This window comes from Paraburkholderia sediminicola, from assembly GCF_046027355.1.
In the GTDB taxonomy this organism is placed as follows: Bacteria; Pseudomonadota; Gammaproteobacteria; order Burkholderiales; family Burkholderiaceae; genus Paraburkholderia; species Paraburkholderia sediminicola_B.
Genome location: NZ_JAQQEK010000031.1, coordinates 26,655 through 52,500 on the forward strand (window position 1 = coordinate 26,655; position 25,846 = coordinate 52,500).

Here is a 25,846-nt window from a genome sequence, read left to right on the forward strand (position 1 = left end):
GGCGCCGCGGCGAACTGCGAGATAGATTGCCTAAACCCACACGTCGTTCGCCGCGGTCCGTTCGCTGACTTCCTCGCCGGTATTCTTCACGCCGCGCGGCTCGATCAGCAGCAGTTTCACTTCGTGTTCGGCGTACGGCTTGTGCTCGGTGCCCTTCGGCACGACGAACATTTCCCCCGCCGAAATCAGCACGAAACCATCGCGCATGTCGATGCGCAATTGCCCCTCCAGCACGATGAAGGTTTCATCGGTGTCGGCGTGCTCGTGCCAGATGAAATCTCCTTCGATTCGCACCAGCTTGAACTGATAGTCGTTCATTTCGGCGACCACGCGTGCTTGCCACTGGTCGTTGAAGAGCCGCAGTTTTTCCGCCAAATTGATGGCCTGATACGGCCGTTGAGTGACCTGAGTGTCGGACATCGCAGTGCTCCTCCTGAGCGGTTATGTCAGGCAGGAGCGTACGGCGTGAGGTATCGCCGGGTCTTGAACGTTTGTGCGCGCGACCCATCCGGCGCGGCACGATCAGGCGCGCCTCGCTCAGCGCGCGCCGGGCGCCGACGAGCCGAGCATCTTCAGCCAGTGTGCCGGCGCGACGCCCCAGGCGTGCTTGAAGTGCCGCGTCATGTGACTCTGATCGGCAAAGCCGCTTGCCGCCGAGGCGTCGGCGAGCGACACACCCTTGAGCACCAGTTGCCGTACGAGATCGAGACGCCGCATGGTCAGATAGCGATGCGGACTGGTGCCGAACAGCACGCGAAAATCGCGCGACAGACTCCAGCGGTCGCGGCCCGCCGCGGCAGCGAGTTCGTCGAGCGTGACGGCGCGATCGAGCGACGCCAGCAAGTAGTCGCGCGCAAGCGTTGCCGCGCGGTAATCCACCGGACGCGCTGTATCCGGCGCGCCTGCCACCGTGTCGAGTGCGACGGCCAGATCGAAGAGTGCGCTGTCCTGTTCGAGCGGGTCGATGGCGCTGTCCATCGCGCGCAACAGGCTCTCGGTGGCGGCGAAGAGGCGCGGATCGTTCGACAGGCCGCCTTCCAGAAACGGCAGCGGCTTGCCGCCGAGCACCTGCTGGAACAGCGCCGGATCGACATAGATCATGCGGTAGTGGAAACCGTCGCCGGTGCCGGCCTGGCCGTCGTGCGGTTCGTCGGGATGCAGCACCATCGTGCCGCCCGGCAAGCTGTTGCGCGTGCTGCCGCGATAGCGAAAGCTCTGCACACCGGCCAGCGTGCGGCCGATCGCATAGGTATCGTGCCGGTGCATCGCGTAGCCGGCCTGATGAAAGAACGCCTCGATCCGTTCGATGCCGCTCGCGCCGGCCGTCTGCGGCGAGCGATAAATCCAGTCGCTACCTCGCTTCTGCCTGGACGAAAGCGGCTGCGAACGCGGCGGCGATGAAGCCGGTTCCTCGCTCATGCACCAAGCCCCGGACCGTAATTGCCGCTGATGTAGCGCGTCACGGACGCCACGTCGGCGTAATCCTGTTCCGGCAAGCCGTCGAGCATCGACAGCACTTCGTTGCTCGCGCCGGCTTCGCGCGCGGCGTCGACCAGCGCGTCCTTGTAGGTCGGAAATTGGACTTCGCTCAGAATGTCGGTGATCTGCAGGTCAATCGATTCGCCGGGAATAGCCGATGCGGTCATGCAAACGCTCCTGTTGATACGGTTGGACGTGATGAGGACGTGAGTGTTGCCGCTGAGCAAGGAGCCAAAGCCTGCGCGCCCCGTTGCACACCGCTTTGGAAAGTGCACAGCCGCGCTCGCGATCGTCGCCGTGTCAGGGCCACGAAGTCTCACGCATACAACCGGCGCGCAAGTCTGCACATGCTGGCGTCAGGTCTGCAAATGCTCGTTCTGTCCGGTAAAGCTTCGATCGAGATGCCGCGATTTGGGCAGCGCGATATGTTGCCATTGTTGCGGACGATTATCGTCCGTGGCGGCAAAGTCCGGCGCCGCGGGGGCGACGGGTGCTGCGTTGGCGCGTTCGGCAAGACTATTGGCGTTCGTGCTATCCGGCGCGGTGTGAACCGGCGCGGCGAAACACGAGGCTGACAGCGTCACCATGGTCAACAGTGTCGAGGTTTTCATCGCCCGACCTCCTAAGCTCATGCGGCGCTGACAGTTGAGCAAGCGCTGTGCCGTCCCCGCGTCGAAAGGACGGCGCATGCTACACGCGGTGCTGCCGAGGTGTCGCAGTCGGCGGCCAACGCGCATCTTCCATCTTAGGTGCGCAAAATTTGCAGGGCGCGCACATTTGCGGCAAAACGGTATTGTAGATTTCAGATAATGGCAGAAACGCGGCAACAACGCAGCAGCGCCGTCGCGAACGGTCGTGCGGCAGCTATGTTGCAGTGCGGCGAACGCGGTGCTAACGCAGTATTTCGAAGCGCGTCCACGGCCAGGAAGGCCGGTCGCGCATATAACCGTTCAGCCAGTTCCACTGCGGATGACGCTTCATGAACGCCTGTGCGTCGAACGGCCGCCCGCACGGATGCCCCCAGCGCGCGCTGAACGCCATCTCGCGCGCCATTTCGCTATCGACCACTTTGCCGTCGTTGGCACCCCACGGATTGAACGGTCCGTGATCGGTGCCGCCGAAGCGCGCATCGTCCAGTTCCAGATGCCCGCAGATGGTGCGCGAGCACGGGTTGTCGTTGCGGTCGAGGTAGACGTCGTGATGATCGGCGATCATTTCCTTGGCCAGTTCCACGTCGATCTTGCCGTGATGCATTTCCTCGAGCTGCATGAAGCGCAGACGCCGCGCGCCGTTCTTGCGCACGTCCGTATAGTCCTCGCCTTCGCCGAGGCATTCCTGGTTGCGGATCTTCAGATCGGTCGCGGTGTTGTAGCCGCTGTAGAAACCGTCCTTGGTGCTCTCGAAACCGGAGAAGTGCAGGCCCAGTTCGTAGCGGGCGATCTCGCCGGTCTTGGCGTCGCCGAGCAGCCAGCTATTCGCATAGCCGCCGTTATTGGCGATCGCGAACATTTCGCACCATTCGCCGATGCTGTTCGCGTACTGCGACGCGCGCCGCGAACGGTAGAACTCGGGCGCGCCGGCCGCGTTGTAGCCGGCGAAGTTCGAGATGGTGGTTTCCGTCACCATCAGCCCGGCGGCGGTGACCCAGAAATCGGTGAGGCTGGAAATGCAGCCGGGCAAGCCTTGCATGAGGATGCGGTTGCCCTGGTCGGGCACGATGTCGAAGATCACGTTGAACGCGTCGCCCGCGGCGTAGCGGTCCCACGAGTTATGCGCCATCACGATGCGGCCGTCGCGGGTCGCGTGGCCGGTGGCGATGAACGCGCTGCAATGGTGTCCGCGCCGTCCGCGCCACGGCTTCACGCCGAGGCCCGGCTGCTTCTGCGACGCGTGGGTCGGCCACCAGCTTTGCAGCAGATCCATGTAGCCGTTCCACGCCAGCACTTCGGCGAACGGCAGTTTCGCGCCGTCGGCGATGCCCTGGATTTCGTCGGCGAATTCGGTGTCGAGTTTGTTGGCGAACTGGGAGACGGCGGCGTTGACGAAAGTCTCGAAGTCTTCGCCGGTGTCCCACTTCGCGAGGTAGCGGGCGGTGTGGATCGCGTTGCGGATTTCGCTGGCGAGCAGCTGGCCGTGCTGCTCGCCACGATCGTACGGCTCGCCTTCGATATGCAGGAAAATCCAGCCCGCCTGATCGCGGCGCACGGCATCGAGGGACGGTTCGCTCATCTTCGCTCCGATCGAAGGACGGGCGTCTCGGTGCGCCCGTTCTGGCGTAACGCGCGCTGTCGGCGTTCGCCGCAGCGGTCTGTCCATTGTAGAGAATCTGCCGCGCTTTGCACGCGCCCCAAAGGGAGCGCGGGCGCGGCCTGAAGGCGAATTGCGCGCGGCGCCTAACGCGTCGGATTCATGCGGAAGTACGCGTCGAGCAGCGAGGTTTTATAGACCACGCCGGCGAGCGTGGGATGCGCGGCGCTTTCGATCACCGGCAGGCGCTCGCCCTGAAACGCGAGGAAGTGCTGCAACGCCACGCCGAGCGGCATGTCCGGCGTGAGCACGTCGAAATGCGGCTGCAGATAATCCGCCGCGGTCTTCGCGGACGTGTCGCTGCCGTCGAGCAGATCGGAGGTGATGTCCTTGAGCGCGACCACGCCGAGAAACGCGCCGGACTCGTTGGCCACATAGAGATACTTCACCGGATATTCGAGGAACACGCGCGTCATGTCCTGCACGGTCGCGTTGGGCGGCACGACGGTTTCGGCGGGCCGGATCAATTCGCGCATCTGCGTGGCGCGCAGACGCGAGCGCTCCTGTTCCTCGTGATTGCGGCGCAAGGTGATTTCATACATGGAGGTCTTGCCGATCGCGCGCGACACGAAATAGGCGACCACGCAGGAGAGCATCAGCGGCAGCACGACCTGATAGCTGAGCGTCATCTCGAAGATCATCAGGATCGCCATCAGCGGCGCCTGGGTAGCGCCTGCCAGAAACGCGCCCATGCCGACCATCGCATAGGCGAACGGCGCCGACGTGCCGTGCGGCCACAGCGCGTGCATGCCCTGGCCGAACAGCGAGCCGACCACCGCGCCGACGAAGAGCGTCGGCGTAAATACCCCGCCGACCGCGCCGGAGCCCGCCGTGGCCGCCGTGGCGACGAGCTTGAACACCAGCACGAGGACGAGCGCGGTCCATGTCCACGGCGAATGCAGAATCGAGTTGACGACGCTGTAGCCGTTGCCCCACACCTCGGGCGTCCAGACCGACAGAATGCCGACCACCAGACCGCCGAGCGCGAGCCTCACGGGCAGCGGCACCGGCAGCTTGCGAAAGCTTTTTTTCGACACGTCGAGCAGCCGCAGAAACTGCGGAGCCGCCGCGCCGCACAGCACGCCGAGCGCGACGAATAGCAGCACCTCGACGCCGGCCACCGGCGGAAACACCGGCATTTCGTACGGCGGCTTGTAGCCGGCGAATTCACGCATCGTGATGTTGGCCACCACCGCCGAGACCACCACGGGTCCGAAGCTCTCCATCGCGATCGAGCCGAGCACGATCTCGGTGACGAAGAACGCGCCCGCGATCGGCGCGCTGTACGCCGAGGTGATCCCGGCCGCCGCGCCGCAGGCCACCAGCAGGCGCAGCCGCGGCGGATCGAAATGCACCCAGCGTCCGATCAGCGAACCGGCGAGCGCCGCCAGTTGCACCATCGGACCTTCACGGCCGATCGACCCACCGCTCGAAATCGTGAACAGCGACGACACGCTGCGCCACAAGCTCAGCTTCACCGGCACCACGCCGTCGCCGATCGCGACCGCTTCCATGTAGTCGACGTGATTGCATTTGTCCTCGTAACGCCGCGCGATCAGCAGAACGAAGCCGGCGATCAGGCCGCCCGCCGCGGGCAGCCAGATTCGCACGGTCCACGGCAAGCTGCGCGCCATTTCAACGAAACTGCCGGACTTGCCGACGAGCGCGAATTGCAGCAGCGCGATGCCCTCGCGAAAGGCGATCGTCGCGAAGGCGCCCGCGACGCCGACCACGACCGACCAGATCAGCATCGTGTGGGCGTCGGAGAGACGGAACAGGTCTTGGGCGCGGGTGCGCAGCTTCAGCAGGAATGAAAGCACGTCGACGGTACGGGGCGTGAAAGTGGGTGGAAAAGCGCGCACGGCAACAGCATCGCGCCCGCTTTGGCCGGCGGGCGCGAGACGGTGAGCGAGCGAGGGAAGATGGCGTGGGTCAAGTCGCCGCCTTGTCGAGTTCCGGGTAGTGCCGGAAGATGCAGGCCTCGTTGTGTTCGATGCGCCGCTCTGACCGCAGGTACGCGGCGATGTTCGGCCGCTCGATCACCGCGTCGTGCAGGGCGGCGAGCCGCGGGTAATGTTCGCCGAAACGCTTGAGCGCGCGCGGGAATGCGTACAGCAAGCCGTCGATCAGCTGGAACATCGACAGGTCGACGTAAGTGAGCGCGTCGCCCACCATGAACTGATCGCCGGCCGGATTCTGTTTGAGCACGCGTTCGAAGTACGACATGAACTTCGGAATGCGGTTGTCGATGAAGTCATGCGCGCGCACTTTGGCGGCGTCTTTCTGGTCTTCGTAGTACAGCGCGCTGGCGAGCGGGTGATGCGTGTCGTGGGCTTCGGTGACCATGTCGGCGATGGTCAGTTGCAGCCCGTTGGCCACGTAGCGCAGGCTCTCCACCGTGGGCGCGAGATTCAGCCTCGGGCCGAGATAGAACAGGATGTTGGCAGTCTGTGCGATCACCAGGTCGCCGTCTTTCAGAAACGGCGGCGCGAACGGCGGATACGGCTCGTCCTTGCTCTTCATCACCGACATCATCGCGTTCGTGCCGAGACCCTCCGACCGTTCGCCGCGCGCCACTTCCACGTAATCGGCGCCGGCTTCTTCCAGCGCGAGCCGCACGAATTCGCCGCGGCCTTGCAGGCCGTCCCAATAGTAGAGTTCCAGACTCATCGATCGATCCTCATTCCGGTTGCATTGACGGGACGCATAAGCGGATTGCCTAAGCGATTGCATGAGCTGACGACGTCAGCAACCAGTATGCCGCGCGAGCGGGCCGGATGGGTCTCCAGAATGCGCAAAACCCCGCACGCGGCGGGGTGGGTGTGAAGGCGAGGGCGGCTTAGCCGAACAGGTGCTGGACAGTCCATGTAATTCCCAGTCCACCGGCAATCAGCCACACATATAGGATGAAGCCGGTGGTCAGTGCGCGGGGGCCGGCCTGACGGATCTGCGCAATACGCGTTTCGATGCCGAGCGCCGTCATGGCCATGGTCAGCGCGAAGGTGTCGAGCGTATTGAGCGTGCTGGTCGCGGCTTCCGGCAACACATGCAGGGAGTTGATCACGACGAAGGCGAGGAAGCCGAGCGCGAACCAGGGAATCGCCAGCTTGCGAGGCGCGTCGCCGTGGGCGCCGTCTTGCGTGCCGGCCGCAGCCGAAGCGCGGCGCGCCGAGCGGTTCACCCACATGCCGACTACCAGCAGCACCGGCACCAGCAACATCACGCGGGTCATCTTGACGATGGTGGCGATGTGCAGCGCTTCCGGGCTCACGTTGCTGGCCGCGCCGACCACTTGCGCCACTTCATGGATCGTGCCGCCGAAAAAGAGGCCTGCGCCGACGGTGTCCAGATGCAGCCAGCCTGCCTTGAAGAGAACCGGGTAAAGGAACATCGAGAGCGTGCCGAACAGCACCACGCTGCCCACGGCCATCGCGCTCTTGTGCGGCTTCGATTGCAGCGTCGATTCGAAGGCGAGCACGGCGGCGGCGCCGCAGATCGCGCTGCCCGCGGCGGTCAGCAAGGCCGTGTCGCGGTCGAGCTTCATGATTTTCATGCCGGCCCACGTACCGATCACCAGCGTGCTCACCACGATCAGGACGGATTCCGCGAGGCCGGGCACGCCGACCTGAGCGATTTCCTGCAGGCTCACGCGCAGCCCGAAGAAGGCCACGGCGATGCGCAACAGCTTGCGCGCCGAGAAATTGACGCCGGCCGCCCAGCTGGCGGGCATGCCGTCGCGCAGCGCGTTGCCGTAAATGGCGCCGGCTACGATGCCGACGATCAGCGGGCTCAAGCCCAATCCGGCGATGGCGGGAATCGCGGCGATGCGCGTGACGGCGGCGGCAAACAGTGCGACGAACAGAATGCCGTTGAGCTGCCCACGGGTGGAAAACCCGGCAGGCGTCGTACTGGCAGCGGTGAGATGAGCGGTGGACATGGAGCAGCCCTTTTCTGTGACTGACTAAGATTCGATGGGGCTAATCCTAAATTAGATATATCGATATGAAAAATCATGATTTAGAATGTAAGGTATCGCCTGAGCCGATATTTGGACCCCCATGACCCCGGATCAACTTATAACGTTTGCTGCCGTCGCCGAGCATCGCAATATCAGCCGGGCGGCTGTGGCGCTGCATTTGTCGCAGCCCGCGGTGTCCGGCCAGCTGCGGCAGTTGCAGGACGAATTCGGCGAACCGCTGTATCAGCGCGACGGCCGCGGCGTGCGCCTCACGCCCGCCGGCGAGCAACTCGCCAGCTACGCTACGCGGCTGCGCGACACCTGGCGGCAGGCGCATGCGTACCGCGACGCCTTGCGCGGCATGGAGCAAGGCACCTTGCGGATCGGCGCGAGCACCACGCCGGCGAGCTACCTGCTGCCGTATCTGATCGCCGACTTCCATCGCCGCTATCCGGACGTGACGCTGCATACCGCTGACGGCAACACCACGGAGATCGTCGGCGCGCTCGACTCGGTGGACATCGCGATGATCGAGGGGCCGGTCGGCGTGGATCTGCCGCCGGACACCGCGGTGCATGCGTGGCGCGAAGACGAAATCGTCGCGATCATGCCGCGCTCGCATCCCTTGGCGCAGTTGGGCGACGGCGGTCCGGCGGACCTCGCGGCCTTCGGCGAGCATCCGCTGGTGTTGCGCGAGGCGGGCTCGGGCGTGCGGCAGATCGTCGAGCGGGCGTTTGCGCGGGCGGGCGTGCCGATGCGCGTGGCGCTGGAGATTGCCGGCGTCGAAGGCGTGAAGGAAGCGGTGCGGGCGGGCATGGGCATCGGTTTCGTGTCGGCGATGTCGATGCGGCACGAGGACCGCGCGCTGTGCCTGCTGTCGCTCAGTCCGGAGCCGCTCACGCGGCGGCTGTCGATTCTGGTGCCGCATGCGAGCGCGCCGTCGCGGGTGGTGGAGCAGTTTCTGGCGATGTGTCTTACCGACGGACCTTGAGTCTTCGGAACTGGCAGCCGATGCCCCGCGTTCGGATGGTTTGGCGCAAAAACGCGGTCTGGCGCCCCGGCCTGCTACGGTCGCGGCTCGTTGCTAACGTCGGTGGAACCGTCGGCCGCCGGATGAATTTCCCCGGTGAGAGTCTTCAACCAGCCAAGCCGGCCCCCAAATCCCACACCGTGCCAACCCGCGCCTGGGGATTTCCACTATGGTGCATGACGGCGGCCTCGGCGACTATTCGGGCATCGGAAGCGCCTCGGCGCTTTTTTTCGAAGTGTGTTTGGAACCGGTTCCAAGTGCCGATCACGAGACAGATTTGAGTAAATTCGACATGACTGACGCAGTGGATGTGGTGATCGTCGCAAGCGCATTCGGGATGGACGCGGTCCGCACGGACGGTCATCTGAAGTGGGCGCAAGCGAGCAAGCAGGCCGGCGCGGCGGGTTTCGAAGTGCGCCGCGAACTGTTCGCCGACGAAACCGACGCCGCGCCGCACAACCTGCGCGAACTCGGCAGGCAGATCGCGGAACTGGGTTTGTGGACCGTGTACTCCACGCCGGCTTCGCTGTACACGGCGCAGGGCAAGCTCGACGCCGACGCGTTGCGCCTCTCGGTCGAAGAAGCGCTCGCCCTCGGCGCGCGCTTCGTGAAGTTGCAGCTCGGCGGTTTCACCGCCGACGCCAATGCTGCCGTGATCGCCGATCACATGCGCTGCGCAGAGCTGCGCCTCGTCGTCGAAAACGGGCAGTTGTTCGAGGGCGGCTCGCTCGCGCAGTTCACCGGTCTGTTCGACGCATTGGCGCGTGAAGGGCACGCCGACGTGCTCGGCATGACCTTCGACATCGGCAACTGGGCCTGGCGCGAGGTCGCGCCGCTCGAGGCCGCCGCGCCGCTGGCGGCGCATGTCGAATACATCCATTGCAAGACGACGGTGGGCGAGGGCGCACGACGTTTTCCCGCCGCGCCCGCCGCCGACGACGCCCAGTTTGCCGCCGTGCTCGACAAGCTGCCGCGCCATGTGCCGCGCGGCATCGAGTTTCCGTTCGATACGCGCCGTATCGACACGGACGCGGCGCATTACGTCGCATGGCTGGCCGCTGCGTGAGCGGCAGCAGGACCTGAGAGAAAGCAGCGACACCGGAAACAGCACGCGGCAAGAAGCACGCGGCGAACGGTAAGCGGCAAGCACCCACGTAAAACTCGCCAAACACGCGGCAAAAAAGGATCACGCAGGAGCGAAGCATGAGCAAGACAACCGCAGCACTCGATGTCATCACCTACGGCGAAGCAATGGCCATGTTCGTGGCCGCCGAAACCGGCGCGCTCGCGGGCGTCGGGCAATTCACGAAGCGCGTCGCCGGCGCCGATCTGAACGTGGCGATCGGTTTGTCGCGCCTGGGCTTCAAAGTAGGCTGGATGAGCCGTGTCGGCAACGATTCGTTCGGCCAGTACGTGCGCGACACGTTGACGAAAGAGGGCATCGACCAGGGCTGCGTCACCACCGACGAGCGCTATCCGACCGGCTTCCAGCTCAAGTCGAAAAACGACGACGGCAGCGACCCGGCGATCGAGTATTTCCGCAAGGGTTCGGCGGCGAGCCATCTGTCGCTGGCCGACTACGCGGCGGACTACGTGCTGCCGGCGCGTCATCTGCATCTGACCGGCGTGGCGCCCGCGATTTCAGCGAGTTCGCGTGAACTCGCGTTCCATCTGGCGCGCGAAATGCGTGCAGCCGGTAAGACGATTTCCTTCGACCCGAACCTGCGTCCGACGCTGTGGCCGTCGCGCGCCGCGATGGTCGAAGGGTTGAACACGCTTGCCGCGCTGGCCGACTGGGTGCTGCCCGGCATTGGCGAAGGCGAGATTCTGACTGGCTACACGCAGCCGGAGGACATCGCGAAGTTCTATCTGGATCAAGGCGCGCGCGGCGTGATCATCAAGCTCGGCGCGCAGGGCGCGTACTTCCGCACCGCCGACGATGCCGCCGTGATCGCCGGCCAGCCGGTCGCGAAAGTCGTCGACACGGTCGGCGCGGGCGATGGTTTCGCCGTCGGCGTGGTGAGCGCGTTGCTCGAAGGCAAGTCGCTGCCGCAAGCGGTGGCGCGCGGCAACCGCATCGGCGCGCTGGCGATTCAGGTGATCGGCGATTCGGAAGGGCTGCCGAGCCGCGCCGAACTCGACGCGCTAGAAGCAGCCGGCGCGCCGTCCGTCGCGGCCGCGGCCTGACAACCCGCGACGCCGGCAAGGCGTCGCGTTCAGCCAGCCCGCCTCGATAACAGCAAGAGCGCTCGAACAGAGCGCCCCATGACCGTCCATCATTGTTTCGGGAAAGCCGTCCAAGGAGACACCCCATGACCTCATCGCTTGCGATTCGCCGTTGGTGGACGATCATGCCGATCGTATTCATCACGTACAGCCTCGCGTATCTGGATCGCGCGAATTTCGGTTTCGCGTCGGCCGCCGGCATCAACCAGGATCTCGGCATCAGCAAGGGACTGTCGTCGCTGATCGGCGCGCTGTTCTTCCTCGGTTATTTTTTCTTCCAGATTCCCGGCGCGATCTACGCGGAACGCCGCAGCGTCAAGAAGCTCGTGTTCTGGAGCCTGATTCTGTGGGGCGGTTGCGCGTCGCTCACCGGCATGGTCAGCAATATCCCGTCGCTGATGGTGATCCGTTTCGTGCTCGGCGTGGTCGAAGCCGCGGTGATGCCGGCCATGCTGATTTTCATCAGCAACTGGTTCACCAAGAGCGAACGCTCGCGCGCCAACACTTTCCTGATTCTCGGCAATCCGGTGACGGTGCTGTGGATGTCGGTGGTGTCGGGCTATCTGGTGCATTCGTTAGGCTGGCGGCACATGTTCATCGCCGAAGGCGCGCCCGCGATTCTCTGGGCCGTGTGCTGGTGGTTCATCGTGCGGGACAAGCCGCAGCAGGTCTCGTGGCTCACGCAGCAGCAAAAGGACGACCTCGCTGAAACGCTGCGTGCCGAGCAGGCCGCGATCAAGCCGGTGCGCAACTATAGCGACGCGTTCAAAACGCCCGCGGTGATCAAGTTGTGCGCGCAATACTTTTGCTGGAGCATCGGCGTGTACGGCTTCGTGCTGTGGCTGCCGTCGATCCTGAAGAACGGCTCGACGCTCGGCATGGTCGAAACCGGCTGGCTTTCGGCGCTGCCTTACCTCGCCGCAACCATCGCGATGCTTGCAGCTTCGTGGGCATCGGATAAACTCAACCGCCGCAAGGTATTCGTGTGGCCGTTCCTGCTGGTCGGCGCGGTCGCCTTCGCGGCTTCGTACGCGCTCGGCTCCACGCATTTCTGGCTCTCGTATGCGCTGCTGGTGATCGCCGGCGCCGCGATGTACGCGCCGTATGGCCCGTTCTTCGCGATCGTGCCGGAACTGCTGCCGAAGAACGTCGCGGGCGGCGCGATGGCGCTGATCAACAGCATGGGCGCGCTCGGTTCGTTCGTCGGCTCGTATGTGGTCGGCTATCTGAACGGCGCGACCGGTTCGCCCGCCGCGTCGTATGCCTTCATGAGCGTGGCGCTGATCGCCGCCGTGATTCTGACGCTGATCGTCAAACCGCAGGCGCAAGAACAGAACAACGCGCCCGCCGCTCGCCACCCCGTTGCTAGGAAAATAAGCTGATGAAGAAGATCGTCGCCTGGAAGTCGTTGCCCGAAGATGTGCTCGCGTATCTGCAACAGCATGCGCAAGTCGTGCAGGTCGATGCCACGCAGCACGACACGTTCGTGGCCGCGTTGAAGGACGCGGACGGCGGCATCGGTTCGAGCGTGAAGATCACGCCGGCGATGCTCGAAGGCGCGACGCGGCTCAAGGCGCTCTCGACCATTTCGGTTGGCTTCGATCAGTTCGACGTGGCCGACCTCACGCGCCGCGGCATCGTGCTCGCGCACACGCCGGACGTGCTGACCGAGTCCACCGCGGACACGGTGTTCTCGCTGATTCTCGCGTCGGCCCGGCGGGTGGTCGAACTCGCCGAGTGGGTGAAAGCGGGGCACTGGCAGCACAGCATCGGACCGGCTCAGTTCGGCGTCGATGTGCAGGGCAAGACGCTCGGCATCGTCGGGCTTGGGCGGATCGGCGGCGCGGTGGCGCGGCGCGCGGCGCTCGGCTTCAACATGAAGGTGCTGTACACCAACCGCAGCGCGAACCCGCAGGCCGAAGAGATTTACGGCGCGCGGCGCGTCGAGTTGGCGGAACTGCTCGCCGTGTCTGACTTCGTCTGCCTGCAGGTGCCTTTGACGCCGGAAACGAAGCATATGATCGGCGCGGCTGAATTGAAATCGATGAAGAAAAGCGCGATCCTGATCAACGCGTCGCGCGGCGCGACCGTCGACGAAAAGGCGCTGATCGAAGCGCTGCAAGACGGCACGATCCACGGCGCCGGTCTCGACGTGTTCGAGACCGAACCGCTGCCGGCCGACTCGCCGCTGCTGAAGCTGGCGAATGTGGTCGCGCTGCCGCATATCGGTTCGGCGACGCTTGAAACCCGTCACGCGATGGCGCGTAATGCGGCGGAGAACCTGGTCGCCGCGCTCGACGGCACACTGACCAACAATATCGTCAACCGCGACGTTCTCGCCAAGTGAGGCGATCAATGAGCCGAACGACCAGCCGATCCACGAGGAGCCGATGAGCACGACGCCGCAGGCCACGCCACGCCGCGCGACCATCACCGACGTCGCGCGCGAAGCCGGCACCGGCAAGACCAGCATCTCGCGCTATCTGAACGGCGAGATGAGCGTGCTGTCGCCTGAATTGCGCAAGCGAATCGAGGCTGCGATCGCGCGGCTCGACTATCAGCCGAACCAGATGGCGCGCGGCCTCAAGCGTGGCCGCAACCGCCTGATCGGCATGCTGCTCGCCGACCTGACGAATCCCTACACGGTCGAAGTGCTGCAAGGCGTGGAGGCGGCATGCCACGCGCTCGGCCTGATGCCGCTGATCTGTCATGCGGCGAACGAAGTCGAGATGGAGCGGCGCTATCTGCAACTGCTCACCACGTACCGGGTGGAAGGCGTGATCGTCAATGCGCTCGGCGTGCGCGAGGAAACGCTGCGGCCGGTGGGCGGCGGCGGGATTCCGGCGGTGCTGGTGGACCGTTCGGTGGATGGGCTCGTCACGGACATGGTCGGTCTCGACAACCGGGCGGCGGCTGAACTCGGCACGCGGCATCTGCTGGACAACGGCTTTAACGATATCTGGTTCGTCGTTCAGCCTTTCGAGCAGGTCAGCTCGCGGCAGCTGCGCGAAGCGGCGTTTCGTGAGGCGATGAGTGCTCAGACCGAGCCGGATGGAAAGAGCGCCGCGCGCGGTCACACGCTGGTGCTGAACCTTGCGGATGCCGCCGACGTCGAGCGCAGCCTCGCCGAACTGGACCGCGCGATCGACGCGGCCGCCCACGCGCGCGACGCCGGCGCCACCGGCAACGCCGCGCGCGTCGCCTTGTTCGCGGCCAACGCACCCGTCGCGCTGTGTCTCGCCTTGCATCTGAAAGCGCGCTACGGCGCCGACTGGCAGGCCCGCGTCGCGCTGCTTTCCATCGACGACCCCGACTGGGCCGAATTGACCGGCGTCACGACGATCCGCCAGCCGACCTACGAGATCGGCTACCGAGCGGTCGAGTTCCTGCACGAACGCATCGAAGGCGTTCAGACCACTGCGCGCGACTGCCTTTTGCCGGGCGAATTGATCGTCCGCGCCTCCACTTTGCGCTGAATTCTCGCCGATCTGCGATCATTCGGGCTGCGGCGCGCAGCGGGTGCGCGCCGGACATCGCAAGGAAACTCATGGTTGTTGCACCGCTTACCCTCTCGAGCCTCGCCCTCGCGACGCTGCTCGTCGCCGCTTTACCCTTTCTGATCTACCGCCGTCTGCGCCGTCCGCTCGCGCTCAAGCCGCGTGACGCCATCACCGGCATCGCCGTGTTCGCGCTGTTCGCCATGGTGATCGAGCGCGCGCTGAACGACTACGTGCTGCATCGGAATGAAGTGACGGCGAACTTTTTGTCGAATCCGCTCGCCTTCGTCGTGTACGGCGCGTTGGCCGCGGGTATTTGCGAGGAAGTCGGGCGGTTCATCGGCATGCGGTTGCTGCTCAAGCGTGCGACCGCGAAGTCGGGCTCCACGGCGCTGGCAGCGGGAACGAATGATGGCACCGCGCTGACCTATGGCCTCGGCCACGGCGGCGCCGAAGCGTGGCTCGTCGGCGTGCTGGTGCAGATTCAGTGGATCCTGTTCGCCGTCTTTGAAAATCGCGGCCAACTGGACGGCTATCTCAGCAATCTGCCGACTGATTCGTTGATGCGCATCCACCTGATTCTCGCCAGCCTGACGCCGCAGACGGCCGGCATTTTCGCGCTCGAACGCATCGCCGCGCTGGTGTTCCAGATCGGCTTGTCGGTGTTGATGTGGCGCGGCTTGCGGGCCGGCTGGCGCGGTATCCTGCCGCTCGCGATCGTGTTGCACGCGCTGGTGGACGTGCCCGCCGCGATGTTCCAGGCGCAACTCGTGCCCCTCGCGGCGGTGGACGCCGTGTATGCGGTGGGTGCCGTGATCGTCACGGGATTGCTGTTCCGGGCGTTCAGGCGTCCCACGGTAGCCGCTTGATGCCGCTGATGCCCACTTGATGCGCGCTTTACGTTGAACCGTTCGCCGTTCCCTACAATCGGCCTCCCATCACGCCTATCCTTTCGGCACACCCCATGGAAGAAGCTTACCAATACGACTGCGCCAATCCCGAGTTCGAGGAGCTGGCGCGCGTTATCAGCGATCTGTTTCCCGAGCAGACGCAGTTCATCCAGCGCGCCGCGGAAGACGGCACGCCGACGCTGGCGATTCACTGGGTGGCGATGCGTTTCGGCGCGACCGCGCGCCGCATCGTGATGACCGTGGTGATCGCGCCGGCCGCGTTGGCGCGTTATCGCGCGCTGCCGGCGCGGCTGCGCGGCCGCAGTTTTGCGGTGCTGCGCGCGTATGTCGAAGCGAGCATCGGCTCGCTCGAGGAGCAGTATGCGAACGGCGAAGCGGTGCCGCGCGATGTCACCGTGGATCTCGGCGAGGAGTTTGCGTAACGGCGTTCGCTTGAATCATCGGTGGATCGCTCGTTGCGATGTCCGCGGCAGAACGATGCGATGGCACTTCGCGTTCGTATGAGCATGAGCATGAGGCGGCCCGACGTGCGAACGGCGTCGTCGCGCACGTCGGCGCTGCTCAACCTCCGTCGAAGGGCTCGGAGATCGTCTTGCCGGGGTGCTTCGCGTTGTATTCCTCGCGTATCTGCACCTGCAGGTTGTACTTATCGGTCTCGAGCATGCGGGCGTCATACTGATCCGCCATTCCGCCGACGATCAGCCCGAGTGTCGCCAGCGCGAACGACAGCGCGGGGCCGACAACCGGCACGAATCCAACTATGCCGCTCGACAGATTGACGACGGATGCGGCGAAGTCCAGCCGGTCCTGTGGCGTCAGCGTACCCGCACTCTGCTTTTTCAGATACGTATCCAGCGCAACGCCAAACGACGCGCTGCCAAGGACGGTATTGATCGCGGCGGGCACCATTTGCATGCGCAGCGGCTTGGAGATCTTCATCCAGTCGGGCCAGTTGTCGGTTTTCGCGAGTATGCTGGCTTGACGTTGCCCGAAGAACTTCGTGTATTTGTCGGTCCACTCCTTCAACTTCGATGGACGCTCGCTCGCGGGCGTGTCCTTCAGCAGCCTGCCGAGGTCGGCGAAAGCGGTTTTGGCATCGGCGAGCGCGTTTTCCCGCTCTTGCATTGCGCTGTTGAACTGGTCGTAGGCTGCGTGTTTCAGGCCCGCCAGTTGATCGAGCTGTTTGCCGAGTTCGATCGCGTCCGGCTTGCCCGACTGGCGCGCGGCGTCGGCTGTGTCGAAGCCCTGGCTCTTCAGTTTGGCGATGACATCCTGCGCCTTTGCATCGATCGTCTTGATGTTTTGGTGGGCGTCGTTGGCCGCATCGACCGCCGAATCTTTGAATTGCTTCGCCATGTCCTTCATCTCGAAATAGCTGGGCGCGAGATCTTCCGTCGCATCCTGCAATTCGAGCTGCTGTACATCACGATTCGTCTTCTCGAGCTTCGCGATCACATCGTTGCGCAAGGCTTGCTGTTGCTGCGTGAGTTGGTCGTCGATGTGTCCAGCGGTTTTCTTTTCGAGTTCGTCGACCTCGTCATCGAGCTTGTCGTGCGGGTCGAAGTCGGCGAACTCCGCTGTCTGGCTGGGTCCGGCGACCGGTTCCGAATGGCCTTGCGTCGCGCCGCCGGGGCGTTGGCCAACCTGGCCCGTGGACCCGCCAGTGCCGGTGCTCTGCGGTCCGGGCATTTGAACCTTTGCTTTCGCCTGCTGCAGCTTGACCAGATGATTGCCCACATCGGTACCGATGCCGACTGTGACCTCGTTGATGCCCTGTCCAATGGTCGCACCCGCCGTGATGAAGTCCTTCGTCGGATCCTGGCCGTTGCGCAATTTCTCCATGCCGGACAGAAACGATAGCCCGCCTTTTGTGAAATAACTCGCGGCGGCATTCAGACGGGTGCCAGTCAGGATGCCTAGCCGGCCGTTCGGTCTCAGAGGATCGAGTACGCTCTTGTTCGGCCGCTGCCACGCTGCGAAAGGCGTGTTCTTCAGGAGAGCGGAGTTGTTGAAGCGCGCTTCGTCGAAGATGAATGCTCGTGTGTACGTGCTCGCCGCCTTGCCATATTTTCCGTAGTTCGAAGCGGGATCCGGATGATGAGTCAACGCGGACAGGTCGACGTTGGCTTGCTGGCCGATGGCCTCCAGCGACTCATCGCCTTTGGAGTTCTGCAGCGCGGTCGTGAGCCGGTCGATCTTTGCCTGCAATTCGGGCGTCGGTTTGTCCGATGCGCTCAATTGCAGCACCCGGCTGTAGGCCGACGCCGCTGCGATCATGTGGTCGGTCGTATCGAGATGGTGTTCGACGTCGTCATCAACCGTGGAGAGCGACGCATAGAACGTTTCCATATCCGCTGCGATCTCGTTGCCTATCACCGCCTTCGTCGCAATGGCGTTAGCTTCGATATCGACCTTGTTGGCTGCGGCGGCCCGGGTCGCGACGGGCCCTTTGGACGGCGAACGTGGATCGGTTTTTGGAGCTAAGCCGGCGTTTGCGAGGGACGTGGAAGGCTGGTTCGAACGCTGCCCGTGGCCGGCAGCCGCCGGCGCGGCACGACTCTGCGAGCTCTGCGCGTTGTCCTGATTATTCGATGACGTTCCGTCTGGCCAGAGCGGGTAAGAGCCGGTATTGACTTTCATTGAAACTCCTGCAGGAAGGTGCCTCGTTCAGTCACAGCTTGCCGTCGGGGCACATTGAACGGCGTCTCATGTTCGCGCCGCCCAATGGTCCGGAGGAAGTGAACATACATTTGGTGACACGTAGCTCGCTGGTCGACGCGCTCGATGCGCAATTTAGAGATGCAGAATATCGAGCTGCGCGACGTGACATTCATTTAGAATGCCGAGCCAAGAAGTGAATAAAGCGTGGCGGACCCGCGCACTACAAATACAAATCAACAGGGACATCTAGGAGTACAAAGATCAATGACAAATCTCAATATTCCGGCGGCGGTTTCCGCACTCGACACCCGGCGCCGTATCTTCGCGATCGTTGGCGCTTCATCGGGCAATCTCGTCGAGTGGTTCGACTTTTACGTGTATTCGTTCTGCGCGCTGTACTTCGCGCCGGCGTTCTTCCCCAGCGGCAACACCACCACGCAGCTGCTCAATACGGCGGGCGTGTTCGCCGCCGGCTTCCTGATGCGTCCGATCGGCGGCTGGTTCTTCGGCCGCCTCGCTGACAAGCGCGGCCGCCGCACCGCCATGATGGTGTCGGTGTTCATGATGTGCGGCGGTTCCCTCGTGATCGCCGTGCTGCCCACGTACGCGCAGATCGGCGCGCTGGCGCCGGCGCTGCTGCTGGTCGCGCGGCTGTTCCAGGGCTTGTCGGTGGGCGGCGAGTACGGCACCAGCGCGACCTATATGAGTGAGGTCGCGCTCAAGGGCCGGCGCGGTTTCTTCGCGTCGTTCCAGTACGTCACGCTGATCGGCGGCCAGTTGTGCGCGCTGCTGGTGCTGGTGGTGCTGCAACAGACGCTTTCCACCGAGGAGTTGAAGGCATGGGGCTGGCGCGTGCCGTTCGTGATCGGCGCACTGGCGGCATTGGTCGCGCTGTATCTGCGTAAATCGCTCGACGAAACCACTACCGCCGAAACGCGCCAGCGCAAGGAAGCCGGCACGCTGCGCGGCCTGTGGCTGCACAAGGGCGCGTTCATGACGGTGCTCGGTTTCACGGCCGGCGGCTCGCTGATTTTCTACACGTTCACCACCTACATGCAGAAGTACCTGGTCAACACGGCCGGCATGCATGCGAAGACGGCCAGCAACGTGATGACCGCGGCGCTGTTCGTGTACATGGTGATACAGCCGGCGTTCGGCGCGCTGTCGGACCGCATCGGCCGCCGTCGTTCGATGCTGTTTTTCGGCTTCTTCGCGACCATCGGCACCGTGCCGCTGCTGCACGCGCTGAAAGACGTGACGAGCCCGTATGCGGCCTTCGGTCTGGTCGTGGTGGCGCTGGCGATCGTCAGTTTCTATACGTCGATCAGTGGTCTGATCAAGGCGGAAATGTTCCCGCCGGAAGTGCGTGCACTCGGCGTGGGGCTGTCGTACGCGGTGGCGAATGCGATCTTCGGCGGCTCGGCGGAGTATGTCGCGCTATGGCTGAAGTCGGTCGGCAACGAGTCCACCTTCTACTGGTATGTGACGGCGATGTGCGCGATCGCCGGTGTCGTGTCGCTGCGGATGCGTGATCCGTCGAAAGAGGGGTATCTGCGTCACGAGCCTTGAGGCTTTGAGGCTCGTTCGAAAAACGCGCTTAGGCGCTGATCGCGCAAGCGTGGCCGTTATCGGTCAGGCGCCCGCGCGGTCGGCGTCGTTGACGACGCCTAGCTTGCCGCGCGATAAACTTTCGCGAAGCGGGCGGCCTGCACCACGCCGTAGTCGCCCGGCGCGTATTGCATGACCCAGTCGCCGGCGGCGCCGCGCAGCACGTCGCCGCCGTTTGCCGAGCGCGCGAGCGTGAACGCTTCATGCATCTGTTTGGCCAGCACGACGGCGGGGCGGTTGCGGTACGCGCCGGTTTCGCCGTGCGAGACGGCTGCGTCGGCGGGAACGTATTTGGCGTCGAAGCGTTCGCGCGAAACGACCCAGCGGTCGCCCGTCGAGCCGGTGATCAGCGCGTCGCCGCGAACGTAGCGGTTCGGGCCTTCGAGACTCATCAGTTCGCCTTCGGCGGCGGCGAATTCGACGCTGACCGTTTCGTCTTTGACGACACGGCGAGCGTCGGCGTCTTGACTCAGGTCGAGATTTTTCAGTTCGGTCATGAAGCGAGCAGGTGTGGAGAGTTTTGCGGCGGCACCGGACTTCAGGTGTTCAGTGCCGCGTACGACTCGCATCATGCCAGATGCATCGGGCGACCGGTTTCTTTTGCAATGGACGGCGGCGCGGATCGTCCGTCTGTCGTGCATAGTCGCAAGGACGGAATATGCCGGACTGGCATGCAGATTCGAGGAAAGATCGACGTGCCGCAAGCGTGCCAGCCGATGCAGCCGCCCAAGGCAAAAGATCCGGCGCGCGCCGCGCGGCAAATCCGCGCTGCGCGCCAGCGATTTGTTACGGTTACGGCTTCACCGTGGCGTCGCTTGCCGGGGCAGGCGCGGCCTTGCCGCCTTTGCCCTTGCCTTTGCCATGGCGACCGTGGCCTTCCACGCCGCCCGGCTGATGGAAGGTCACGTCAGCCAGCTTCTTCTGTTCCGGCGAGAAGCTGTTGTACAGCGGATCGAACGCATCGACGAGCTTCTTCATGCCGTCCGCATGCGCTTGCGCGATCGTCGCGTATTGCTTCATGTCGTCGAGCGCCGACACGTTGGTTTCGGCCCGGCGTTGCTGGAATAGTTGGCCCATCGTTTGGCCGTTGCTGCGCATCACGTCGGCGAACGTGTTCCACTGCGATTCCTGCGCCGAGGTGATCTTCAGTTGCGAATGCAGGTAGGCGATGCGGTCTTCGACATTGCGCTCATGGCCGGCCTTGCCGGCGGGTGCGGAAGCGGCGCTCACCGGTGCCGACGCCGGCGCGGATGTTTGTGCGAACGCGCCGCTCATGGCGACTGCGGTGGCCAGCATTACCAGTGCTTTTTTCATCGAAACTCCTGATGTCTATTCGAATTGGGACAAGGCTCGCGTGCGAGCGGCCCCTGGTGCGTTAGTCATGCGCGGGTCATGATGATGCACGGCGGCCGGCTGCCCACTTTGCCGTCCCCGCTATTAGTATCACGATATCCCTACAATGCGGCTCTTATGCGACAAACGCTTACAACCGAAACGAACAGGAAATAGCGGGTGGATAAATTCGTCAGCATGGAAATCTTCGTCGCCGTGGTCGAGGCGGGTAGCCTGACGGCGGCCGCCGAGCGCTTCGACATATCGTCGGCGATGGTGGGCAAGCATATCCGTGCGCTCGAAACGCGGCTCGCCACGCGGCTGTTGACGCGCACGACACGGCGGCAAAGTCTGACGGAGATCGGCCGGCAGTATTACGAGCAATGCAGGCGCATCCTGGCCGATGTCAAGGAAGCCGAGTCGCTCGCCGAGGCGATGGCGGCCGCGCCGCGCGGCGTGCTCAAGGTGACCGTGCCACTCACTTACGGCGTGGAAGTCTTCGCCCCGGCGATGACCGAGTTCCTCACCGCATGGCCGGATATCACGCTCGAGCTCGATCTGTCGAACCGTATGATCGACCTGGTGGAAGAGGGCTTCGACGCGTCGGTGCGCATCGGCCAGTTGCCTGATTCGAGTTTCGTCGCGCGGCCGTTGAAGCCGTACCGGATGCGCGCGTGCGCGTCGCCGGCGTATCTGGCGCGCGCCGGCACACCGCGCACGCCGGAGGATTTGATGCATCACGAATGCCTGGGGTTTCTGCATTGGGGCCGCGAAGGTTTGTGGCGCCTCGGCGGCGAGAGCGCGACCGAGTGTCAGTTGCGCGCCGGCCGCTTTCGCGCGAACAACGGCCAGGCGCTCAAGGTGGCCGCATTGCGCGGCTTCGGGCTGGTGTTGCAGCCGGAGGCGCTGCTCGCGAGGGAGATTGCCAGCGGCGAACTGGTGTCGGTGCTGGAAGATTATTTGCCCGAAGGCGCGCCGGTCCATCTGTTATATCCGCGCGATCGGCGCGCCACGCCCAAGCTCACCAGCTTTATCGATTTCGTGATCGAACGGTTCGGTGCATGAGTCCGGCGGCCGATGCGATGCGTCCGTGACGCGCGGAACGCCTGCCATTTCGCTCATGATGTTCAAGGTGGCCGGTTTGGTGACTTCTCCATTTGTCGCAGAAGACGCGCGATAATCCGCCTCACCTGAGCCACTTCCTTTTCCCTCGATGAGACCTCCGCGCCTCGACCAACTCGACGACCTCGACCGCAACCTCGTTGCGCTGCTACAAGTCAACGCTCGCGAGAGCGTCGCCAATCTCGCTCGCCAGCTGGGCGTGGCGCGCACCACGGTGATCGCCCGAATCGCGCGGCTCGAGCGCAGCAACGTGATCGCCGGGTACAGCGTGCGGCTCGGCCAGGACGTGCTCGACTCGAGCATCGTGGCTTATGTCGGCATCATCATCGCGCCAAAGCATGGGCCGGCCGTGCAGAAGCGCCTCGGCAAGATGCCCGAGGTGCAGTTGCTGTGCGCGGTGAGCGGCGAGTTCGATTACGTTGCGTGGTTGCGCGCCGATTCGCCCGATCGTCTGAACGATCTGCTCGATCAGATCGGCGGGCTGGAAGGCGTGGAGCGGACCACGACTTCGATCATCCTCGCGCGCAAGATCGATCGCGGCATGGTGTGAGCGCGGCCCGACGTTTACGCCGTTTTAACAAGTTTTCGACATATCGACTGACACGTTCGTCATAACGTCGAACTTCATGGTCATAGCGCAGCATTTTGCGCGTATAAACTGTTTTTGCTTCTCCCTAAACTGTTGCTCAAGGGTTCAGCCCGCAGGGCGCCGCGCCACAAGCGCAGCGCACTTCCGAAGCTGGAGACAGCACACATAAAAAGGAGAAGCGCAATGAAAGTAGCTATCGTTGGTGCAGGTTTGATCGGTCACACCATCGCTCACATGTTGCGCGAAACCGGCGACTACGACGTCGTCGCGTTCGACCGCGACCAGCACGCGCTCGACAAACTCGCCGCCCAGGGCATCCCGACCCGCCGTGTGGATTCCGCCGACGCCGCCGCGCTGCGCGCCGCCGTGCAAGGCTTCGACGCGCTCGTCAATGCGCTGCCGTATTACCTCGCCGTGAACGTGGCCTCGGCGGCCAAGGGCGCGGGCGTGCATTACTTCGATCTGACGGAAGACGTGCGCGCCACCCATGCGATCCGCGCGATCGCCGACGACGCCGACCACGCCTTCATGCCGCAGTGCGGTCTCGCGCCGGGCTTCATCGGCATCGCCGCGCACGAACTGGCGAACCGCTTCACGGAAATCCGCGACGTCAAGATGCGCGTGGGTGCGCTGCCGGAATTCCCGACCAACGCGCTGAAGTACAACCTGACGTGGAGCGTCGACGGTCTGATCAACGAGTACTGCCAGCCGTGCGAAGCGATCCGCGACAGCCGCACGCAGTGGGTGCAGCCGCTCGAAGGTCTCGAACATTTCTCGCTCGACGGCACCGAATACGAAGCCTTCAACACCTCGGGCGGCCTTGGCACGCTGTGCGAAACGCTGTCGGGCCGGGTCGAGTCGCTCGACTACAAGTCGGTGCGCTATCCGGGCCACCGCAACCTGATGCAGTTCCTGCTCGAAGACCTGCGTCTTGCCAGCGACCGCGACACGCTCAAGAACATCATGCGCCGTTCGGTGCCGTCCACCGCGCAGGACGTGGTGCTGGTGTTCATCACGGTGAGCGGCATGCGCGATGGTCAACTGGTGCAGGAAGTGTTCACCCGCAAGATCTTTGCGAAGACGGTGTGCGGCGTGCCGATGAGCGCGATCCAGATCACCACGGCCGGCGCGATGTGCGCGGTGCTCGATCTGTTCCGCGAACAGAAGCTGCCGCAAAAGGGCTTCGTGCGTCAGGAGCAGGTGTCGCTGCGCGACTTCCTCGCGAACCGCTTCGGCCAGTTGTACGAAGGGCAGTCGCTGGAGACGATGGCTACTGTCTGAGGGATCGGCACCGAGGGCCGTGCGACAACGCGGCAGGCGATGTGAATGGTCCGCCGCGAGCAGGATAGACGGCTCCGCAGAGAGCCGAGGAAACGCCCCGTTATACGGGGCGTTTTTATTGGCACCTATGCTATACGGGCACCGGCGGCATGATCGTCGCCGCTGCCTGCGGCCCGCCCAGGATGCGCGCGAGCAGGGCTTCATGATCCGCCGAAGTCGGCGCGGTATTGTCGAACATCAGCAGGTCGTCGCAGATATCGCCGCTGGGCACGAAGCGGCGCTGCCGATACTCGTCCCAGTGCGCGAGTTTGTAGGCGTCGTTCGGATTGGCGCGCTCCATGATTCGCCGATGCGCCGTCTCTTCCGACGTATAAACCCACACGACCCGTAACGTCACGTCCGCACCGACTCCCAGCCACGCGCGATCGAACAGGCGCCGCTCGCGCACTTCGCGCGAAAGCGGCCCGACCACCATCGCGCTGATGCCGAGTTCGAGGTTGTCGCGGGCGGTATCGAGCAGGCCGCGATACTCGGGATCGCGCAGATGCTCAAGGAACAGCGGGCTGTCGCGGTCGTTCGGGTCGCCAGTCAGCATGGCCATGGCGGCCGCGCTGTAGCCGCCGTAAAGCGTGTCTTTATCGAGCAGGCAGAAGGGCGTGGCGCTCGCTTTCATCAGCGGGCCGAGCAGCTTTTTGGCGAGCGTCGTCTTGCCAGTGCCCGCGTGACCGCAGAAGAAAACCAGATGAGTCACGAAGGCGTGTCCTCGGGCGTGGCGGGTACGGCACCCGCGCGCGGCGGGTCACGCGTGAACTTGTCGCCGGCCTCGAGCCACATCACGTTGATGATGCCGAAGCCCAACGCCACGCCGATGCCGAGAATCCAGGTGAAATACCACATTGCAGTCTCCTTGGTCGTATGTCGGGCAGGTCCGGCGCCGAAGCGTTGCGGATAGTCGGTAAAGCGAAGCCGGCAGAAGTGGCGTGTGCTGGAACCCGGGGTAAATCCGCAACGGAAATACCGCACGCGGCTGCCCACGGGACCGCCCTTTGCAGCGATCATGAAGAAGAACGCGGCGCCATGCAAGAGGCTGCGGGGTCGTCCGTTCGGCCAGGCTGGCGGAAAGGGCGCGCGTTGCTATCATGCATGGCAAAGCTTGAGTGCTGGCAATGAGCGGCAGCAATCAGGATGGCCAGGCATCGTCCTGCATGCCCATGAGAAAGTAGAAGCACGAAAGCAAGACCACAACTAACAACACGGGAGACCCACCATGCCGACGCGTCCGGATCACCACCGCCAAGCCGTGTGGGTCGCATTGGCGAAGCTAGGCGCGCTTGCCGCGCTGAGCCTCGGCGTGCTCGCCGGCTGCGCCTCGACACCCGCCGAACCGGTGCCGTTCAAGCCGGTGCCGGCCGCGCGCATCGTCCAGCCCGGCTACACGGAACCGGGGACGGGGCTCGTCGCCGTGGATGTCCGCCGTGAGCGTTCCCGCGACGTGATTGTCCGCTTTCGCGACGCCCTGGTGTATATCGACGGCGAACAGGTCACCGATCTGATGAACGGCGAGCATGTGGTCTTCTATCTGAGCCCGGGCGTGCATCGCATCGCTGTGTCGACGCAGTTCGATCCGGTCGTCGAAGTGCGCTTCACGGTGACGGCCGATACGCGCTACACGAACCGCGCCTCGGTCACGTTCGGCGACGATCACCGCATCGCGCTGCGCCGGGTCGCGCAATAGCGTGCTCTGTCTCGTGGGCGTGGCGCACCGGCATCCGCGCGGCTTAACAATTCGATACATGAGCTTCGCGCATAGCCCTTAACATGGCGGCTAAAGTAAGTTCGTTCATG

The 25,846-nt window shown here is 64.1% G+C and carries 26 protein-coding genes; 13 read left to right on the forward strand and 13 right to left on the reverse strand.

Annotated elements, in window-relative coordinates:
• Positions 1 to 30: 30 nt before the first annotated feature.
• The 8 genes from PQR42_RS35820 to PQR42_RS35855 form a co-directional block, all read right to left on the reverse strand.
• Positions 31 to 420, reverse strand: coding sequence for a cupin domain-containing protein (locus tag PQR42_RS35820; RefSeq protein ID WP_408220417.1), 390 nt, complete (start codon positions 418 to 420; stop codon positions 31 to 33).
• A gap of 117 nt (positions 421 to 537) precedes the next feature.
• Complete coding sequence (locus tag PQR42_RS35825) at positions 538 to 1,419, reverse strand: AraC family transcriptional regulator (RefSeq protein ID WP_408220419.1); 882 nt, start codon at positions 1,417 to 1,419, stop codon at positions 538 to 540.
• Entirely contained in the window at positions 1,416 to 1,646 is a 231-nt protein-coding gene (locus PQR42_RS35830; RefSeq protein WP_408220421.1) for a DUF2795 domain-containing protein, read from the reverse strand. The genes PQR42_RS35825 and PQR42_RS35830 overlap by 4 nt, the downstream gene beginning before the upstream one ends.
• 189 nt (positions 1,647 to 1,835) lie before the next feature.
• Complete coding sequence (locus tag PQR42_RS35835) at positions 1,836 to 2,090, reverse strand: hypothetical protein (protein ID WP_408220423.1); 255 nt, start codon at positions 2,088 to 2,090, stop codon at positions 1,836 to 1,838.
• A gap of 280 nt (positions 2,091 to 2,370) precedes the next feature.
• A complete protein-coding gene (locus tag PQR42_RS35840) occupies positions 2,371 to 3,708 on the reverse strand; it encodes a C45 family autoproteolytic acyltransferase/hydrolase (RefSeq protein ID WP_408384230.1) in 1,338 nt (445 codons plus the stop codon).
• 164 nt (positions 3,709 to 3,872) lie between these two features.
• Positions 3,873 to 5,606: a ClcB-like voltage-gated chloride channel protein gene (locus tag PQR42_RS35845; RefSeq protein ID WP_408384614.1), complete on the reverse strand. Its 1,734-nt coding sequence runs from the start codon at positions 5,604 to 5,606 to the stop codon at positions 3,873 to 3,875.
• A gap of 112 nt (positions 5,607 to 5,718) precedes the next feature.
• Entirely contained in the window at positions 5,719 to 6,456 is a 738-nt protein-coding gene (locus PQR42_RS35850; RefSeq protein WP_408220428.1) for a glutathione S-transferase, read from the reverse strand.
• Positions 6,457 to 6,625: 169 nt separating this feature from the next.
• Complete coding sequence (locus tag PQR42_RS35855) at positions 6,626 to 7,723, reverse strand: YeiH family protein (RefSeq protein WP_408384228.1); 1,098 nt, start codon at positions 7,721 to 7,723, stop codon at positions 6,626 to 6,628.
• A 121-nt stretch (positions 7,724 to 7,844) separates the two neighbouring features.
• On the opposite strand from PQR42_RS35855, the gene PQR42_RS35860 reads away from it, so the two are divergent.
• From PQR42_RS35860 to PQR42_RS35895, 8 genes are all read left to right on the forward strand, one after another.
• The gene (locus PQR42_RS35860) at positions 7,845 to 8,735 is read left to right on the forward strand and encodes a LysR family transcriptional regulator (protein WP_408220432.1); all 891 of its coding nucleotides are present in this window, start codon (positions 7,845 to 7,847) and stop codon (positions 8,733 to 8,735) included.
• 331 nt (positions 8,736 to 9,066) lie between these two features.
• Positions 9,067 to 9,840, forward strand: coding sequence for an IolE/MocC family protein (locus tag PQR42_RS35865; RefSeq protein WP_408384612.1), 774 nt, complete (start codon positions 9,067 to 9,069; stop codon positions 9,838 to 9,840).
• A gap of 137 nt (positions 9,841 to 9,977) precedes the next feature.
• Positions 9,978 to 10,961 (forward strand): sugar kinase, encoded by a 984-nt coding sequence (locus PQR42_RS35870; RefSeq protein WP_408384225.1) that lies wholly within the window; start codon positions 9,978 to 9,980, stop codon positions 10,959 to 10,961.
• A gap of 125 nt (positions 10,962 to 11,086) precedes the next feature.
• Positions 11,087 to 12,382: an MFS transporter gene (locus tag PQR42_RS35875; RefSeq protein ID WP_408495065.1), complete on the forward strand. Its 1,296-nt coding sequence runs from the start codon at positions 11,087 to 11,089 to the stop codon at positions 12,380 to 12,382.
• Entirely contained in the window at positions 12,382 to 13,347 is a 966-nt protein-coding gene (locus PQR42_RS35880) for a 2-hydroxyacid dehydrogenase (RefSeq protein WP_408447990.1), read from the forward strand. Before PQR42_RS35875 ends, PQR42_RS35880 begins: the two co-directional genes overlap by 1 nt.
• A 43-nt stretch (positions 13,348 to 13,390) precedes the next feature.
• Positions 13,391 to 14,476 carry a LacI family DNA-binding transcriptional regulator gene (locus PQR42_RS35885; protein WP_408384219.1) on the forward strand — a complete coding sequence of 362 codons (1,086 nt, stop codon included), beginning with the start codon at positions 13,391 to 13,393 and terminating at the stop codon, positions 14,474 to 14,476.
• 71 nt (positions 14,477 to 14,547) lie between these two features.
• The gene (locus PQR42_RS35890; protein WP_408384217.1) at positions 14,548 to 15,366 is read left to right on the forward strand and encodes a YhfC family intramembrane metalloprotease; all 819 of its coding nucleotides are present in this window, start codon (positions 14,548 to 14,550) and stop codon (positions 15,364 to 15,366) included.
• A gap of 95 nt (positions 15,367 to 15,461) precedes the next feature.
• Complete coding sequence (locus PQR42_RS35895; RefSeq protein ID WP_408220444.1) at positions 15,462 to 15,830, forward strand: DUF3022 domain-containing protein; 369 nt, start codon at positions 15,462 to 15,464, stop codon at positions 15,828 to 15,830.
• Positions 15,831 to 15,969: 139 nt separating this feature from the next.
• On the opposite strand, the gene PQR42_RS35900 is transcribed toward PQR42_RS35895, so the two are convergent.
• Entirely contained in the window at positions 15,970 to 18,048 is a 2,079-nt protein-coding gene (locus tag PQR42_RS35900; protein WP_408384215.1) for a hypothetical protein, read from the reverse strand.
• Between the two features lie 285 nt (positions 18,049 to 18,333).
• Here PQR42_RS35900 and PQR42_RS35905 point away from each other — a divergent pair, with 285 nt between their 5' ends.
• The gene (locus PQR42_RS35905; RefSeq protein ID WP_408384214.1) at positions 18,334 to 19,638 is read left to right on the forward strand and encodes an MFS family transporter; all 1,305 of its coding nucleotides are present in this window, start codon (positions 18,334 to 18,336) and stop codon (positions 19,636 to 19,638) included.
• 98 nt (positions 19,639 to 19,736) lie between these two features.
• Here PQR42_RS35905 and PQR42_RS35910 read toward each other — a convergent pair whose 3' ends face one another.
• Positions 19,737 to 20,174 (reverse strand): PGDYG domain-containing protein, encoded by a 438-nt coding sequence (locus tag PQR42_RS35910; RefSeq protein ID WP_408384212.1) that lies wholly within the window; start codon positions 20,172 to 20,174, stop codon positions 19,737 to 19,739.
• A 295-nt stretch (positions 20,175 to 20,469) separates the two neighbouring features.
• On the reverse strand, positions 20,470 to 20,991 hold the full coding sequence (locus PQR42_RS35915) for a Spy/CpxP family protein refolding chaperone (RefSeq protein ID WP_408384210.1): 522 nt from the start codon (positions 20,989 to 20,991) through the stop codon (positions 20,470 to 20,472).
• 198 nt (positions 20,992 to 21,189) lie between these two features.
• Here PQR42_RS35915 and PQR42_RS35920 point away from each other — a divergent pair, with 198 nt between their 5' ends.
• The 3 genes from PQR42_RS35920 to PQR42_RS35930 all read left to right on the forward strand — a co-directional run bounded on the left by PQR42_RS35920 (position 21,190) and on the right by PQR42_RS35930 (position 24,001).
• A complete protein-coding gene (locus PQR42_RS35920; protein ID WP_408384208.1) occupies positions 21,190 to 22,074 on the forward strand; it encodes a LysR substrate-binding domain-containing protein in 885 nt (294 codons plus the stop codon).
• A 148-nt stretch (positions 22,075 to 22,222) separates the two neighbouring features.
• Positions 22,223 to 22,681 carry an Lrp/AsnC family transcriptional regulator gene (locus tag PQR42_RS35925; protein WP_408221065.1) on the forward strand — a complete coding sequence of 153 codons (459 nt, stop codon included), beginning with the start codon at positions 22,223 to 22,225 and terminating at the stop codon, positions 22,679 to 22,681.
• Positions 22,682 to 22,903: 222 nt separating this feature from the next.
• Positions 22,904 to 24,001, forward strand: coding sequence for a saccharopine dehydrogenase family protein (locus PQR42_RS35930; protein WP_408384206.1), 1,098 nt, complete (start codon positions 22,904 to 22,906; stop codon positions 23,999 to 24,001).
• Positions 24,002 to 24,131: 130 nt separating this feature from the next.
• Here PQR42_RS35930 and PQR42_RS35935 read toward each other — a convergent pair whose 3' ends face one another.
• Both PQR42_RS35935 and cydX read right to left on the reverse strand, forming a co-directional pair.
• A complete protein-coding gene (locus PQR42_RS35935; protein WP_408221069.1) occupies positions 24,132 to 24,752 on the reverse strand; it encodes a P-loop nucleotide/nucleoside kinase family protein in 621 nt (206 codons plus the stop codon).
• Positions 24,749 to 24,898, reverse strand: coding sequence for a cytochrome bd-I oxidase subunit CydX (cydX, locus tag PQR42_RS35940; protein WP_408221071.1), 150 nt, complete (start codon positions 24,896 to 24,898; stop codon positions 24,749 to 24,751). The genes PQR42_RS35935 and cydX overlap by 4 nt, the downstream gene beginning before the upstream one ends.
• A 370-nt stretch (positions 24,899 to 25,268) precedes the next feature.
• Between cydX and PQR42_RS35945 the strand changes: the two genes are divergently transcribed.
• On the forward strand, positions 25,269 to 25,736 hold the full coding sequence (locus PQR42_RS35945) for a hypothetical protein (RefSeq protein WP_408384204.1): 468 nt from the start codon (positions 25,269 to 25,271) through the stop codon (positions 25,734 to 25,736).
• Positions 25,737 to 25,846: the final 110 nt, after the last annotated feature.